The sequence below is a fragment of the Bacillus sp. UNCCL81 genome (assembly GCF_900112535.1).
Classification (GTDB): domain Bacteria; phylum Bacillota; class Bacilli; order Bacillales; family Bacillaceae_G; genus Gottfriedia; species Gottfriedia luciferensis_B.
This window is the reverse complement of the sequence record NZ_FOMF01000010.1, coordinates 71,053-85,565: the sequence shown is the minus strand read 5'-3', so window position 1 is coordinate 85,565 and position 14,513 is coordinate 71,053. Positions and strand designations below refer to the sequence as shown.

Annotated in this window: 15 protein-coding genes; 3 read left to right on the top strand and 12 right to left on the bottom strand. The window is 32.1% G+C overall.

Annotation, left to right across the window (positions count from 1 at the left end):
* Positions 1 to 55 precede the first annotated feature (55 nt).
* The 3 genes from BM319_RS19500 to BM319_RS19490 all read right to left on the bottom strand — a co-directional run bounded on the left by BM319_RS19500 (position 56) and on the right by BM319_RS19490 (position 2,750).
* Positions 56 to 1,510, bottom strand: coding sequence for a hypothetical protein (locus BM319_RS19500; protein ID WP_091024277.1), 1,455 nt, complete (start codon positions 1,508 to 1,510; stop codon positions 56 to 58).
* Positions 1,511 to 1,537: 27 nt separating this feature from the next.
* A complete protein-coding gene (locus BM319_RS19495; protein WP_091024275.1) occupies positions 1,538 to 2,305 on the bottom strand; it encodes a creatininase family protein in 768 nt (255 codons plus the stop codon).
* Between the two features lie 112 nt (positions 2,306 to 2,417).
* A complete protein-coding gene (locus BM319_RS19490) occupies positions 2,418 to 2,750 on the bottom strand; it encodes a 2Fe-2S iron-sulfur cluster-binding protein (protein ID WP_069033297.1) in 333 nt (110 codons plus the stop codon).
* Between the two features lie 283 nt (positions 2,751 to 3,033).
* On the opposite strand from BM319_RS19490, the gene BM319_RS19485 reads away from it, so the two are divergent.
* Positions 3,034 to 3,369, top strand: a complete 336-nt coding sequence (locus BM319_RS19485; RefSeq protein ID WP_069033298.1) for a hypothetical protein — start codon at positions 3,034 to 3,036, stop codon at positions 3,367 to 3,369.
* A gap of 88 nt (positions 3,370 to 3,457) precedes the next feature.
* Here BM319_RS19485 and BM319_RS19480 read toward each other — a convergent pair whose 3' ends face one another.
* Positions 3,458 to 4,834, bottom strand: coding sequence for a hypothetical protein (locus BM319_RS19480; RefSeq protein ID WP_069033299.1), 1,377 nt, complete (start codon positions 4,832 to 4,834; stop codon positions 3,458 to 3,460).
* Positions 4,835 to 5,269: 435 nt separating this feature from the next.
* Here BM319_RS19480 and BM319_RS19475 point away from each other — a divergent pair, with 435 nt between their 5' ends.
* Positions 5,270 to 5,425, top strand: a complete 156-nt coding sequence (locus tag BM319_RS19475; protein WP_069033300.1) for a DUF1540 domain-containing protein — start codon at positions 5,270 to 5,272, stop codon at positions 5,423 to 5,425.
* A 170-nt stretch (positions 5,426 to 5,595) separates the two neighbouring features.
* Here BM319_RS19475 and BM319_RS19470 read toward each other — a convergent pair whose 3' ends face one another.
* From BM319_RS19470 to BM319_RS19455, 5 genes are all read right to left on the bottom strand, one after another.
* Entirely contained in the window at positions 5,596 to 5,922 is a 327-nt protein-coding gene (locus BM319_RS19470) for an antibiotic biosynthesis monooxygenase family protein (RefSeq protein WP_091024273.1), read from the bottom strand.
* Between the two features lie 112 nt (positions 5,923 to 6,034).
* A complete protein-coding gene (locus BM319_RS24840; protein WP_175403473.1) occupies positions 6,035 to 6,172 on the bottom strand; it encodes a hypothetical protein in 138 nt (45 codons plus the stop codon).
* A 115-nt stretch (positions 6,173 to 6,287) separates the two neighbouring features.
* A complete protein-coding gene (locus BM319_RS19465) occupies positions 6,288 to 7,451 on the bottom strand; it encodes an MFS transporter (RefSeq protein ID WP_069033302.1) in 1,164 nt (387 codons plus the stop codon).
* A gap of 674 nt (positions 7,452 to 8,125) precedes the next feature.
* On the bottom strand, positions 8,126 to 8,497 hold the full coding sequence (locus BM319_RS19460; protein ID WP_091024271.1) for an ArsR/SmtB family transcription factor: 372 nt from the start codon (positions 8,495 to 8,497) through the stop codon (positions 8,126 to 8,128).
* Positions 8,497 to 8,922 (bottom strand): SRPBCC family protein, encoded by a 426-nt coding sequence (locus BM319_RS19455; RefSeq protein WP_069033304.1) that lies wholly within the window; start codon positions 8,920 to 8,922, stop codon positions 8,497 to 8,499. Before BM319_RS19455 ends, BM319_RS19460 begins: the two co-directional genes overlap by 1 nt.
* 415 nt (positions 8,923 to 9,337) lie before the next feature.
* On the opposite strand from BM319_RS19455, the gene BM319_RS19450 reads away from it, so the two are divergent.
* Positions 9,338 to 11,437, top strand: coding sequence for a TerD family protein (locus tag BM319_RS19450; protein ID WP_091024269.1), 2,100 nt, complete (start codon positions 9,338 to 9,340; stop codon positions 11,435 to 11,437).
* A gap of 40 nt (positions 11,438 to 11,477) precedes the next feature.
* On the opposite strand, the gene BM319_RS19445 is transcribed toward BM319_RS19450, so the two are convergent.
* The 3 genes from BM319_RS19445 to BM319_RS19435 form a co-directional block, all read right to left on the bottom strand.
* Entirely contained in the window at positions 11,478 to 11,951 is a 474-nt protein-coding gene (locus tag BM319_RS19445; protein WP_069033306.1) for a GNAT family N-acetyltransferase, read from the bottom strand.
* A 127-nt stretch (positions 11,952 to 12,078) separates the two neighbouring features.
* Entirely contained in the window at positions 12,079 to 12,369 is a 291-nt protein-coding gene (locus tag BM319_RS19440) for a hypothetical protein (protein ID WP_069033307.1), read from the bottom strand.
* A 726-nt stretch (positions 12,370 to 13,095) separates the two neighbouring features.
* The gene (locus BM319_RS19435; RefSeq protein WP_091024267.1) at positions 13,096 to 14,289 is read right to left on the bottom strand and encodes a CapA family protein; all 1,194 of its coding nucleotides are present in this window, start codon (positions 14,287 to 14,289) and stop codon (positions 13,096 to 13,098) included.
* Positions 14,290 to 14,513 lie beyond the last annotated feature (224 nt).

The window sequence follows — 14,513 nt, the reverse complement described above, 5'->3', positions numbered from 1 at the left end:
TTGTAAATATATTTTTATTAAATTTTCTAATTTTTCTAAATTTAAAAAGGATGCTCTACCATATAACAAGAGCGACAATGGTAGAGACTATTAAGCCTGTAGCAACAGGAAGTAAGTTTTTCCTAGCTAACTCTAAAACATTCACACCACAAAAACTAGCAACCGCTACCAATGATGACCACGCAATTAACGTTCCACCACCTGTCCACACAGATCCCATTTGACCGATAGCTCCTAGCGTTCCAGGCTCCATACCAACTCCCGGTGCTAATGCGCCTGATAAAGCTCCCACTAGCGGTAATCCAGAAAAACCTGAACCTTCTAACCCAGTAATCGCTCCCGTAATTAATAGACCAAACGCCGTTAAAACCGAATTATGTGGAATGATCGATTGACCAGCCTGAACTAAATCAACTAAGAAAGCTGGCTTTGCTACATTTTCTCCTAAGGAAAAAATGGTACCGCTAAAGTCCGAACTGCCTAAGAAGAAGAATGCAGCAATTGGAATAACTGGTCCCATTGCACGAAATGCAAATACGAATCCTTCTGTAATATGTTCACTAATTTTATCAAGAGCTTGTAAACGACGGAATGCTACACATGTTACTACTAACAACATAGTTGCAACACCACCGATAAATGCTGCACCGTCTCCTCCTTCAAATCCACTCATTTTACCATTACCAATTTTCGTTGAAAACATGAATATAATAACTGCTAGTAGTGATAGAGGGACTAATACAGCAAAGATTTTCCCCCATTTTTCACGCTCTCTATCATCCACAGTAGCTTCTGTTGCAGCAGCTATTTCATTTGCGGAAGAGTTTTTGTTTACAAGTGATTGTAAATGTTGCAATGAAGCTTCACTTTCTGATTTACCGATTGATTTGCGTTCAGTAAAGTACGTAATTGCGATTGCAACCCCCCCTGTAATTAACGAGAGAATCATGACCTTACCTGACACAGCTGATGTTTGAATACCTGCTGATTTTGCAGTAAGCATTGGCGCAATCTGCATAATATAGTCGGAAGATAATGCCATACCTTGTCCTGCAATAGAAACAACCATGGCACAAGCTATTGGCGATAAACCAGCACGAATAGCCGCAGGTACTAATAACGTACAAATAAGCGGAACGGCAGGAGTAGGCCAGAAGAATAAAGAAATGACGTATGTGACAACTAATAAAACAGCAAAAGCAATATGTCCGTTTTTCATCACCTTCTGCATCGGAGCAATCATTCTTTCATCTGCACCAGTATCTTTTAAGGAATGTAATAATGCCACCATAAAAGTGATGATTAAAAAGATGGTAAATAGCTCTTTTGCTGCTACAAGATTTGCGTTGAATAACGCTTGAAATCCACCAACAATTGATCCTTTATAAGCAACAGAAACAAGAAAGGTCCCAATGATGGTAGGCAATACAACCCCTTTTCGAAACAACATAGTCACAATTACAACAAGTGTCATGATACCATAAAGCCAGTGAGCAACAGTTAAATCCATAAACCCCACCCTCTCATTTATAGGTACTTACAACTTACATTCTTCTAGATGTAATAGCTTTTGGAGTTCGTTTGAAAGGTTTTCGAGTGCTTCACCTACAATCTTTTCCCCTATTTCGTAACTTGCTTTCGTTGCATCCCCAATGCAACCATTAGTCGTCATCTCTTCGTATCGATAAAACCCTTGAATAGCTTTACCAGGTCGTAGTTGTTTCCATCTACCTTCGTTTTGGATGCTTCCCTTAGTAATTTTATTTGGTCTAATTAAGTGAGGAGCCAAGTAAAGTGCTTCTGACACTTCACGTTCACAGCTGTGACCGAACAATGGCGAGTGAATAGATTCTGAGATTGAAAGTTTGGCAGATGCAGTCGTTTTAGCATAATAGATTTCCAAACCTAGCTCTTCTGACAACATGGTGCAAGCAACATTTAAGGTTGACTGATTTCCACCGTGAGAGTTTAATAATAAAAATTTTTGAATACCATGATGTTTAAGAGATACGATCATATCTTTTAAAATTGCGATAAGCGTAGTCGGTTGCAATGAAATGGTTCCTGGAAAGTTTAAATGATGGTGTGAAACTCCCATATTGACAGTAGGCGTTACAATTACATGAGGATACATTTTTTCAGCTAATTTCTCAGCCATTTTCTCAGCTAGAACTGCATCACAGCTTTCAACCATGTGAGGTCCATGCTGTTCGTGTGCACCGATTGGGATTATTGCTAGTTTTACAGTATGTAGTGCATCCATTACTTCTTCCCAAGTCATCTCAGTTAACAAATATGATTTCATATTTTCACCCCCTTTCATAGTTGTATCCGCTTACAAAACCTTCAACTTTCGTCCTATGAATTCAACCTTTAAATTAAAGAGGTATTTTGTATACCTAAATTATGCAAAAAAATTACTGTGCATTTACTGACTTTGCAACTTTCGGTATTGGGGCGTTTATATTTTCTTGTGAAATGACAATATCATCTTTGATTGTTAACTGACAGCATAAACGAATGCCTTCTTCAACCTTTTCGCCTAGCATTTTCTGCTCTTTCCAATTTGGCGGATCAAGCTTTTCTGCTCCTTCTAGCACTCTACATGCACATTTTGTACATTTTCCCATCCCGCACCCGTATTTCAGTTTTGGGAATTGACGGATGCCTGCCAACACAACTAAATTCGCGTGATCACGCACTTCTTGCTCAATAATTTCTCCTTCTACATGCAAGCGTACTTTTGGCATATGTATCCCTCCAACTTCTTAATTTTCTTAAAATTTCAAAAATTTAATCTGATTATAATTCGAATTTTTTAGAAAGTAAATACTATTATTTATTTGGAAATCTTTAACATTAAATGTTTTGTTAATTCAAAAAAACTTATTATTATAGCCTTCTATTATTTTTATTAAAAATTCAGAAAATTATATTGATTAATATTTTTTTCTGTATTACACTATGAATAGAATTTTGGTATACAAAATACCTTAGCTCAATACTACATAATTAGATGAGGAGTGTGCAAAGATGGGTAAGTATATTGTTTTGACGAATAAAGACACGTTTCAAACTATTGTAGATAACGAGGGATTAAAGGCAATCGAAACATACCACTTCTACTTTTTTAACGAACTAAAAGCTAAATATACAATTGCCGAAGTGTTAGATGACAATATTAAAATTAAACTTTACGAAAAGTATGAAGGAAAAGAATACGTGAATGACATTCGTGTAAAGTTCTTTGAGACATTTGAAACGATTGAAGCAGCACTAGAAGAGTTATACGAAATAGTAAAAGCCCAAGGTAACAGCGAGGACTCTCAGCATTCCAAATTAGTGAAGTCAGACGTACTAACTGTATAGATTACATAGAAATAGCACTGATCCAGTGCTATTTCTTAATTTTACAATAAAAAAAGACAACTATCATACTGTTGTCCTTTCGATTCTTCTAAATAAGCCACTCTAAACCAATCAAATAAAACATTACAATGAGTAAATAACTTATTGTATATGGTATATTCCAATTCGATACTTTAAAGGAGCTCTCTTTAACGATGCTCGACATTAATCCAATCGTCGCATTGTATGGCCCTACTAAAAACGCAGAAATGGCTCCGGCAAGTAATGACACAGTTAAAATATACGGTGATATACCTAAGCTTTGTGGATCTAGCGCTTCAGCCATTAACGTTAAGGTTACTGCAGGGTGTAGCCCTGTAAACGCAAATGCTAACGGAATTAGTGGTAATAGAATTAAAAATACCTCTGGTCCTACAATATCTTTAAAATGAGTGACTGCTATATTTACTGTTACATTTATATTCGTACCTTTTACAACGGAAATAAAAAAACCAGCTGACAAAAAAATAAAAAATTGGTCTTTCATTTTAAAAGAATATGAATGAAAATATTCCTTTAAACTATGTAAAAATGCTTTTTGCTGCTTAATGAAAAGAGACCAACCAAGCGCAAACGGTATTACTAGAATTGATACGATAATAACAAAAGAATACGAAAAAAGATGTTCTGCAAATGAAATAATGAGATTGAATAGAATAATAGCTATGAAAATATGAAAAACTTTTCCTTGAGTTACCACACCTTCTAGTGAAGCAGCTGTTTCATCTTTTACTAAATCATTTCTATGTCCTCTCAAAACATTTTGCCTTGAATTCCTTGTTGCTAATACCCAATCCAAAACAATCCCCAATATACTTAACGGTAATACATATGGCAAAATAGCTCCCCATCTAACCCCAGTTACGCCAATTACAATACCTACGATTGGTGTAATAGGAGCCCATAGTAGAGGCATCGCAAATCCATGGGTAATGGCTCGACTCATAAATCGATCTTCTTTTTTTATCGAAAAAAGACTTAAGGATGGTTGAATAGAATAGTAAGTCATTGGGAGAGTTGCCAAATTCATAAACATGCTTAAAAAGTATGATATTCCCGATGTCATAATGTACAATTGACCGGATGTTTTTACTTTTTTCTGTATGATCGTTTGAATGCCCTTTGCATACCCTCCCAATTTAACCGGAAAACCTAATATTGGAATTACTGCAAACATCGTAAGCAAATCAAGCATTGGACCGAATGAAAGGATATATTCTTTTATACTCGCATTGCTTCTCCAAAGAAGTATGAATCCTATTAGTAAAAAAATACTTCCTATTGTTCTAACGAGTGATTTTACTGTAAACATCGTATGAAGAACAATAAAGGCACAAAAAGAAGAAATAAAAAATTGTAAATCCAAATGAAACAAAGAGGAAAATAAATATAAAAAAATTACTAATCCAAACACATACTTTAACATTGTATCACCATCCTCTCTTGAACTTTGGTATACCAAAAGATATTAATTAGTATGATTTACAAGAAATTATACCATAATTACCTAGTTTTGGTATACAATTTTATCTTTTTCTGTTTTTCACTGAAAAGATATGTATAAGTTATAGGTGAATACATGTAAGCGCTTTGACTTCAAAAAGTTATTTTTTAATGGACTTTAAACTTTATGAAATTAGAGCAACAATCTTATATGGTTTTAAAGATTATTATATACAAATCACTATATGTTTAACCAATTTAAATGAGTGCACAATTTTAAAAACCTTACCGCATTCCGATAAGGTTTATATTTGCCTTTTAAGTTCTCACTTGAATTAATTTACATTAAAAAAAGAAATTATAGACGTATCAATCCCCTTATTAATGTAAAAGATAAAATTAAGGGAGGTGTCTTATAATGGCAAAAGATGTACTTTGCGAAGTTGATAACTGTAAATTTTGGGCTTCTGGAAACAAATGTAGTGCGGATTCCATTTATGTTGTGAGCCATAAAGGGAAACAAGCTAAAAACAACGCTGAAACTGATTGTAAAACATTTGAAGCTGGAATGTAATTGTATGAAGGGTAACCTACTTAGAAGGTTGCCCTTTCTTATTTATAGTATTGATAATAACTATCATTTTCATTCAAATTTATTCCAATTATTTTATATTATTTACATCTAAACCATCAAAAATATTAAATCTTGGATCTATTTCAATCATAATCGCTGTTTTCTTATGATTACATTTCAAAAAAATTATCTCTTTCAACTTTACACACTCTTAAAGCGAATGATTCATACCAGTCTTTTTTTCCACGTTCTTGCGCAACTTTGTGAGCTGCGTGCTCCTTCCAAGTCTTAATAGCATCCAATGACTCCCAATATGAAACCGTTATCCCCTTTTCATGATCTCGAGCACTTTCCACTCCTAAGAACCCTTGTTGACTTGAAGCTAATTCAACCATTTTGTCAGACATCTTACTATACCCATTATCTCTATCCGTTCTTTTAGAACAAAAAATTACAGCAAAATATGGAGGTTTTGGCGTTTTTGCAAATGAACTCATTTTTCTCCCCTCCTTCTTCTATTAATCATATTTGATGAAAGAGTTAAATAACATAGACAAATTCAAAAAAGATAAATAAAAAAGCGATACTAGGATGTATCGCTTTTAAATCTTACTCAAAAATATAAGGATTTCCGCTTATGTTAGTTCTCATTTCTTCAGTTACTTGAAAATCTTCTTGTTGAAAATTTTGTTCAAATACTTCTTTATTAATTCCGCTGCCATCATAATGCGTTAATTTATTTTCCATAAAAATCACCTTCTAATTAATATTAGTTTTATGCCGTAAAACTTAATTATTAGAATAACCAATTCTGAAAAATAAATTATAAAAACGATGCAAAAAAACGCATCGTTTCCATTTTTTATATTAATTTAGTCTCATTCACTTTATTTGTTAAAACAAAAGAATAAATCGCAGAAAGTAATGCAAAAATAACAATAATGCCTCCTACTAACGCGTTCATTGTTACTGTATATTGAGTAATTAGGATCCCACCTAAACTTGACCCTAAAGCAATTCCTGTATGAGAAAAAGAGTTATTTAAACCAACTTGAATATCCGCAGAATCTTTTGCTACTCTCGCTAGACTATCTTGAACGGCTGGACTAATTGACCAAGATACCGTTCCCCATAGAACAACTATAATAAATAAACTAATTATTGAACTAGGAGCGAATGTTAAAGTTAAAATAGAAATAGCTAATAAACCTAAATTAAACACTAATGTTTTACTTCCACCAAATTTATCAGTAGACCAACCACCTAACCATCCACCTAAAATCCCTGCCATACCAAATACTAGTAAAACAATACTGATCATGTTAGTAGATAATCCCATCGTTTTCATTAAGTATGGTGTAAAGTAAGTATAAATTGTAAAATGTCCTGTTAATTGTAAAAAAGAAATGAGTTGAATTGATAAAATACGTTTATTTTTAAGTGTTGCTACTTGCTTAATCAATGGAATTGTAGGCTGACCTTTAACTTTCGGTAAGAATTTATAAATCCCTAGCATAGCCAATAAGCTTAATAAACCGACTAATACAAATGTCATTCTCCAACCGAAGTTTTCACCGATCACTGTACCCAAAGGGACACCAAAAACTAGAGATGAACTGATTCCCATAAATATAACTCCAATTGCTCTACCTCTAATTTCAGGAGAAACGATGTTTGTTGCAGTCGTTATTGAAACAACAATTACAACCGAGCAACTTGCTGCAAGTATAATACGCGCGATTAATAATACAGCGAAATTCGGACTAATGATGGAAAGAATATTTCCAAAGAAAAATACTGATAATGCGATTAATAGTAATTTTTTACGTTCTATTTTTGAAGTGATCGCTATAAAAATTGGAGCTCCAAAAGCAAATACTACTGAAAAAATTGATACTAGTTGACCAACCGCACCAACTGAAACATGTAAATCTCCTGCAATCATTGACAGTAAACCAGTAATAATAAATTCAACGGTTCCTGCGACAAATGTTGCAATAGCTAAAATATATATACTTTTATGCATTGCTTAACTCCTCAAGTATGACTATTCATTCATAATATTTTTTTGCCACATTAGTTTATTATATAGGTATAATTAAAATTGTCTATGCAAAAAAACGAATCTACCTAAGATTCGTTTTTTACATGCTGTTGAAAAAAAGTTGTCAATTAAATAAGTATTATCGTGTTGATTTCCACTACAGGGTGCTCGCTTTCCGCGGGGCGAGACCTGAGCCTCCTCGGCAAGCCTGCGGGGTCTCAGCCTTCCCGCATATCCCACAGGAGTCGAGCACCCTTTCGTTCCAATCAACTTATTCGTCTAAAAAAGTTTATCTTTAAAAACTTTAGAACAAGCTTTTTGAGGAAGTTCACACAAAAGTCTTATCCTCAATAAAATTAAGAAATCTACAAAAATGAACCATGGATTATAAAGAAAAATAGTAGAAGAATAATAAAAATAGAAGAAATTAAATTAAAAATTCAAACGAAAAATTAAATCTTCTCAATTCTTGTTCAAATAAAAACGGTTTAATTTTTTATTAAAAATCTTACCGATTCATAAACATAAATAACTAACACTTCACCAACGAAGATTATAACTTAATCAAAAAATTTTACTTAGTGATCTATTTTTAAAATTGACTATGATATATTTCAACGCTAAAAAAAACGAATCTACTTAAGATTCGTTTTTTATTATTCTTCATTATTTTCTATATTTGATTTAACTATTTTTATACTTTGGTCTTCGTTATTTTCAACTAGATGCTGAAGGATAGATAATTTATTTGCCCAAAATTGCTCATAATATGATAACCATTGTTTAATCTCTAAAAATGCTTCTGGTTGTAGTTTGTATCTTCTTTCTCTGCCAACTTTTCTTCCACTAATTAATTCAGCTTCAGAAAGGATATGGAGATGTTTTGCAATTGCTGTTCGACTCATTGGAAAATTACTTGATATCTCTGAAATGGGCAATTCATTATTAGCTAATAATTTAAGTACTTCTCTTCTAGTAGGATCGGCTATCGCCTGAAATACGTCATATTTTTGTGCAGAACTGGTCACTAGTTTTCAACAACCTTTTTAAGCTTCTGAACAATACCAGCCCAACCACCATTCATATTGTCACGTACTATACCACTTTTTTGGTTTGGTTTTGGAAGAATTTCATCAGCAGTTTTCCATCCACTATGGATTAACGTAAATTCAGTTTGATCCCCTAAATCTTTTAAATTAAATGAAACTACCCATCCATCAACATCCCAAGTAAACGATACTCGATTTGGTTCATCAATTTCTAAAACTTTACAAGGTGATGGACCAAATGGACCTTGTAAATGAAACTCGTGACCTACGACTGGTTTAAAGTCATTTGGCATGAACCATGCAGATATACCTTCCGATGTTGAGACGACCTCCCAGACTTTTTGAATAGGTGCATTATATATTAGAGTTTGTTTAATATCTTCAACTTGGTTTTGTACGCCCATTTCAATCCTTCTTTCTAGTTAATATAAAACCTTTTGGTTATGTTTGAAATTATATACAACCATTTGGTTTCATGTCAATCAAATTTTACGTACTTATTTTTTCCTTAAGTTATTAAATTATTATAAATCGAAAAACTCCCTTACATTATGAATTTTCCTTAAACAACAAGAATATGTTATTTGTTGCAAAACGCTTTCATACATACTAAACTAATATAACAGGCTATGACTTTAGCTTCCTTCTACACTCAAATTTAGAATTTATCTAGCGGGTCTCTTTCCTGTATTCCTTATCAGAATTGATAAGGTTACGAGGCTATATTGAATCTTCCTTCTATTAGGTTTGTACTCTAAGTACTTTTTCTAGATTCAATAATTTCCTCGTTTTTTTTATTATAAAATTTGGAGGCAATAATTGAATCAAACAAACATCCTTTTCCGAAGAAAAAATTCCCTCTATATCGAAAAACAAGAAAACAACCTCCCAAAACCATTACTTGCAACAGCCTTGAAACAACTTGAAGCGTTCAGTTATACTTTTTCACTTGAGCTTATTGAAATTTTACAAACATGGAACGATCAAGAATTTATAGCTTGGTTTATAGATTTCAGGGAAACTATTGCTAATGAATTAGGCTATAATGTTGACCATATTCCTTTTTACAAAAACTTTCCTAATGACGTAATGAAAATTGATGAAGCTGAAATTTATATAAATAGCTTGTTGTATTATATTTTTGATGTTCAGCCTCTTACCTTAATTCAAAAACGACCACCACTTAGAAATAAAAAAGAGCTAAAGATAATTAAACTTGCAAAACAAGATGATTTAATTCTAATTATTAAAAGATTAATTGACAGTACTGGTTCTTTTAAATCCCAGGACATTGAAGATATTGAATTTGTACTCTTAGCTCAAAATAAACCACAAAATTTATTACCAGAACTATTTTTATCAAAAGAAAAAATGGTTATTGTCCTAAAACTATTGTATCAATCAAAAAAAATAAGCGAAAATGAAATCGCAAATTATTTAAAAACGGCAACAGATATATTACGCTTTTGTGTTGCATTAAGTGATGGTGATCCATCGTTAAGCATGAATACTAAATTTAAATCATTTAGTAGAAAAGAGCGCAAATTCGTACTTTCATTATTAAATGAAATCCCTCATGCAATTGAAGAAATGGTTAAAAGACGCAACGTATGGATAAGAGTTGGAGAAAAACTACATCCTGGTGAATACTCGAAGCGTTTTCCGCACACTGCAAATTTATTCAATATCCTTAGAAACGAAAAGCAAGTAAGTACATACCAAAGTAAAATCACTAAATACATAAGTGAAAAGAATCTCACTAAATTAACTAATGAATTAATAAAACGTCCTGGTGAGTTTGCTAGAAAACTAGATTTTGTTTTACGTTCATTTACTGAAGAAAATGATCAGCGATATATTGTTTCACAGTTTTCAATCGTTTGTAAGGATGTTTCAACTCCGGTTCTATTGAGTCTTTGGAATCATTATAATAAACGGAATGATGAGAGAAGAATTCGCACCTTTTTTCCAAAAGGAAATGTTGCGAAACTCTATGCAATTGAAAATAAAATAATAAAACTTAGTGAAGTTATAATCGATGTTGTTTTAAATATTGTTAAAAAAACTTTGTCCGAACGTTTTTCTGTTAAAGAATCTCTTGGCAAAGTATGGATCGATGAATCCTATCGTAACTTTACATTACCTAATGGATTGCGCTCGGCAAGTAAGTCACTTAGAACAATCCCTCGAGGTTCAAATGTTCCGATTGGTGAAGGTGATATTATTAGATTCTTTCTTTATTGGAAAGAAGGCGATGTAGATGGAGTACATACAGGAACTGTCGATATTGATTTAAGTGCAGTATTTTACGATGATAATTTTAATTATATAAGTGATATCTCTTACTATGAGCTAAGAAATCAACAGTTTAAATGTTATCACAGTGGTGATTTCACAAGTGCTCCTAAAGGGGCTAGTGAGTTCATAGACTGCCATATTCCTACACTTAAAAATAATGGGATTCGTTATGTTGTATTAAGTGTAAATAGTTTTTCAGATCATTCATTTTGTAATTTACCTAGTTGTTTTGCTGGATGGATGCTAAGAGACGATTTCAAGTCCGGTAAGGTTTTTGAGCCTAGTACTGTAATGGATCGCTTCGATCTAGCAAATGATCAAAAAATATGTATTCCACTAATTTTTGACACTTTCGAACAGAAAATTATCTGGTGTGATTTAGGTTTACAAGACAATCTAGAGTACTATAACAACGCAAAAAGTAATTCGAATAGTTTAGCAATACTAACTGAAGCTATGACTGAAAAGAATAGTATTTCTCTTTATGAACTATTAGAGTTACATGCTGTTGCCAGGGGTGAACTTGTAACAAATAAAGATGAAGCAGATACTGTGTTTACATTTAATGAAGAAGTCACACCATACCGTTATGATTTAATAGTAAGTGAGTTTATGAGCTAAGCTTTATTCCCCAGACAATTTATTAAAGTCTGGGGAATATTTAGTTTCCACTAATCATTGTTATAAATTCAGCACGCTCAGTACAAAACTCATTTTCCGCTTTAAATCCAAAATTTTCATAAAGTCGAATTGCTCTTTTATTAAACTTAGCAACTGTTAATCTCAGTGTAAAAAGATTAGTCGTTTCATGAATTCTTTCAAGAATAAACTTGAAAAATTCACTCCCAAATCCTTTCCCTGTTAAATCTGGTCTAACTCCTAATCCAATATCAACCATCCTTTTTTCATAAACGCCAAACTCGTTGCCTTTTGGTACTTGAGCTGACTGACCAATACAATAAAAGCCAATTAAGTTCTCATCTTGATCAATTACTGCTAAATACTCATTATTTACTAGTTCATCTAGTCCTTCTTTGCTTAATTCATTATTATAAAAATCGTAAGGTGGGGCATAATTCCAATTAAGAATTTCAGTAGCGTAAGACTCTGTCATTTTTCTAATGTATAATTTCATGATTTCTCCTTATTTTCTACTCGTTAATGCTGTAAAATTAAAAAGCATTACTCTTTTAAAATAGAGTAATGCTTGATTTAAATTAAGGTCTATGTAAAACTAAACAACCTGATCGAGCATAATAAATTTACGAAACTACTCTATTTCTAACAAAAAAGAATACTCCGATATTAATTAATAAAATTCCGAAAAATGCTGCTAATAATAATTGAATACCTAAAATTATACTTGCGTTATCACTAGCATGAAGGATCCACCAAATACTCGCAATGCCTAGGATGAATAGGTTAATATTAAATGCAATTGACATTGTAGCTAATACATTGTGTGTTTTATTTTGCATTTTAACCTCTACCCACACAGATAAAATCAAGGATACGAAAATAATACTAAGGAATTCAATAAACTGTAGATTCATTTCTTATTCCTCCTAAATTTTATTTGGCAATCAACTTACTATTAGGTTATTCTTTTGATTCGTTATAAAAGAATAAATTCCTTCCAAAAAATAGCATTATCATTTTAAATAAGAACTTTTACCTATAACTTTTGATCTGAAAAATCATGGTTTACTAAAAAAACAATCTTTTATCGGATTGCTTACGCTATTGAAAAATAGCCTAGTCAATTAATTATCAAATTTTCGTAAAAGGAGTAGAGTGATGTTGATTTCCACTACGGGATGCTCGCTTTCCATGGGGCGAGACCTGAGCCTCCTCGTCACGTTCGTTCCTGTGGGGTCTCAGCCTTCCCGCATTTCCCATAGGAGTCGAACAACCCTCCGTTCCAATCAACTTATTCAACAAAAATGGTTACACTAAAAACCTACTTTAATATCCTTTACTTAGAGTAGCATAACAGCTAGTTAATCAGTATGTAGATTAATTAAGTAAGAACATCAACTTATAATAATAATCATTTGAACTTGTTTATCTAAAATTTAGCAATTAAATATTTTTAACTTCTAAAATAAACAATTACTAGAGTTTGTTGATATTATAAAACTGCTCAAACAAATTAACATTTAAAATCATAAATAGATCAAATAAAATGAATTATATTATCAATAAGATTCTCTTAATATACGTTTGACCATTTTATATTTCAACATACAAAAAGCAACCCTTTTAAGGATTGCTCTCATTTATTTTTCATATTGAGTCCAATTGGATCCGTGTATCTTATTTGAAACATAAATTATTTTTTTCTTAACTCTTTGTTCTTCAGGGCCTTTTAAAAATAATGGTTGATAATTATTTCGGCTAGATACTGAAGAAATTGAAAATGGAACAATTCTTATTTCTTTTTGATTTGTAAGTATCCCATTATTTAGATGAAAAGTTTGTTGGAAAACAAATGTATCTTTATCTTTTGGATTTTTATTACCACCGAACATAAAATTCCCTAAACTATACACAATAAACTTCCCTTTATACTCTTCAATTCCTTGAACAACATGTGGGTGATGGCCAACTATTAAATCCGCTCCATGGTCGATTGCATAATGAGCTAAATTCTTTTGAGTACTATTCGGTACGTAGTCTCGTTCGATTCCCCAATGGAAATGGATTAGAATAATTTTGACACCACTTTTTCTTAAATTTTGTATATCATTATTAATTTTAATCCTTAAGTCAGGTGAATCATTCCAGCCTTCATAGCCTAGTGCAGCAACTTTAATCCCTTTAATCGTTGTTACATATTGGTCGTTATAACCAAAATAACCTATTTTTTCTTTTTTCAAATTGTTAATCGTATCTTCAAAACCTTTTTGCATATAATCATGACTATGGTTATTTGCTACATTGACCGCTTCAATACCACTTAAAGTTAATATTTTGGCATAAGAAGGATTACCTTTAAAACGAAATGTTTTAGATGCTCTTATTTTTGAATTCGTTAACGTCGTTTCTAAATTAACAGTTGATAAATCATCTTGTTTAAAGATATTATTTAGTCCTTTTGTAAAATAAGCTAATCCATTTTTATTTGCTTCTGCTGGAAAAGAATTAATATATTGAAAATCCTCATCTGAGCCAAGTGTAAAATCTCCAGCTGCACTAATTTTTATAGTCGTTTCTATGTTTTTTGGTTTTGCCGTATTGTTATTTTCTGGCTTTTGAACTGGTGGCTTTATAGCTGGCTTCTTAATCGATTTTGGTTTGTCTACTACTTTATTTTCAGTCTCATGTTTTACTAAGTTGCTTTCTTCATAAACTTTCTTATAAACAAAATAACTAAATCCTGATATACATCCAAATAGGACTAATATCATAAACCATATTACTATTTTTTTACTATTTCTTTTTTCAGTATTTTTATCCTTCCGACTCCTCATATGTTTTTATTTCTCCTTTTTATATCTTTGCTAGAAATATATTTTCGATTATTAGTTCAATAAAAAAATCTATTTCTTTTTAGTATGGATACCTGAGCCTCACCTACTACATTTAGACAAAGATATTACATAAAATCGCTCAAAATACTCATATAGAAAACTCGTCGACTGACCGGGCATAAGCGAAGGCAGAGGCGTAGTAGCACTTATACTTTATTCCTAAC

Excerpts from the sequence above, each read along its gene's own strand:
- BM319_RS19445 (WP_069033306.1), bottom strand. The coding sequence starts at position 11,951 with ATGAAATTATACATTAGAAAAATGACAGAGTCTTACGCTACTGAAATT.
- BM319_RS19490 (WP_069033297.1), bottom strand. The coding sequence starts at position 2,750 with ATGCCAAAAGTACGCTTGCATGTAGAAGGAGAAATTATTGAGCAAGAA.
- BM319_RS19440 (WP_069033307.1), bottom strand. The coding sequence starts at position 12,369 with ATGAATCTACAGTTTATTGAATTCCTTAGTATTATTTTCGTATCCTTG.
- BM319_RS19485 (WP_069033298.1), top strand. The coding sequence starts at position 3,034 with ATGGGTAAGTATATTGTTTTGACGAATAAAGACACGTTTCAAACTATT.
- BM319_RS19495 (WP_091024275.1), bottom strand. The coding sequence starts at position 2,305 with ATGAAATCATATTTGTTAACTGAGATGACTTGGGAAGAAGTAATGGAT.
- BM319_RS19500 (WP_091024277.1), bottom strand. The coding sequence starts at position 1,510 with ATGGATTTAACTGTTGCTCACTGGCTTTATGGTATCATGACACTTGTT.
- BM319_RS19455 (WP_069033304.1), bottom strand. The coding sequence starts at position 8,922 with ATGGGCGTACAAAACCAAGTTGAAGATATTAAACAAACTCTAATATAT.
- BM319_RS19470 (WP_091024273.1), bottom strand. The coding sequence starts at position 5,922 with ATGAGTTCATTTGCAAAAACGCCAAAACCTCCATATTTTGCTGTAATT.
- BM319_RS19480 (WP_069033299.1), bottom strand. The coding sequence starts at position 4,834 with ATGTTAAAGTATGTGTTTGGATTAGTAATTTTTTTATATTTATTTTCC.
- BM319_RS19475 (WP_069033300.1), top strand. The coding sequence starts at position 5,270 with ATGGCAAAAGATGTACTTTGCGAAGTTGATAACTGTAAATTTTGGGCT.
- BM319_RS24840 (WP_175403473.1), bottom strand. The coding sequence starts at position 6,172 with ATGGAAAATAAATTAACGCATTATGATGGCAGCGGAATTAATAAAGAA.
- BM319_RS19435 (WP_091024267.1), bottom strand. The coding sequence starts at position 14,289 with ATGAGGAGTCGGAAGGATAAAAATACTGAAAAAAGAAATAGTAAAAAA.
- BM319_RS19465 (WP_069033302.1), bottom strand. The coding sequence starts at position 7,451 with ATGCATAAAAGTATATATATTTTAGCTATTGCAACATTTGTCGCAGGA.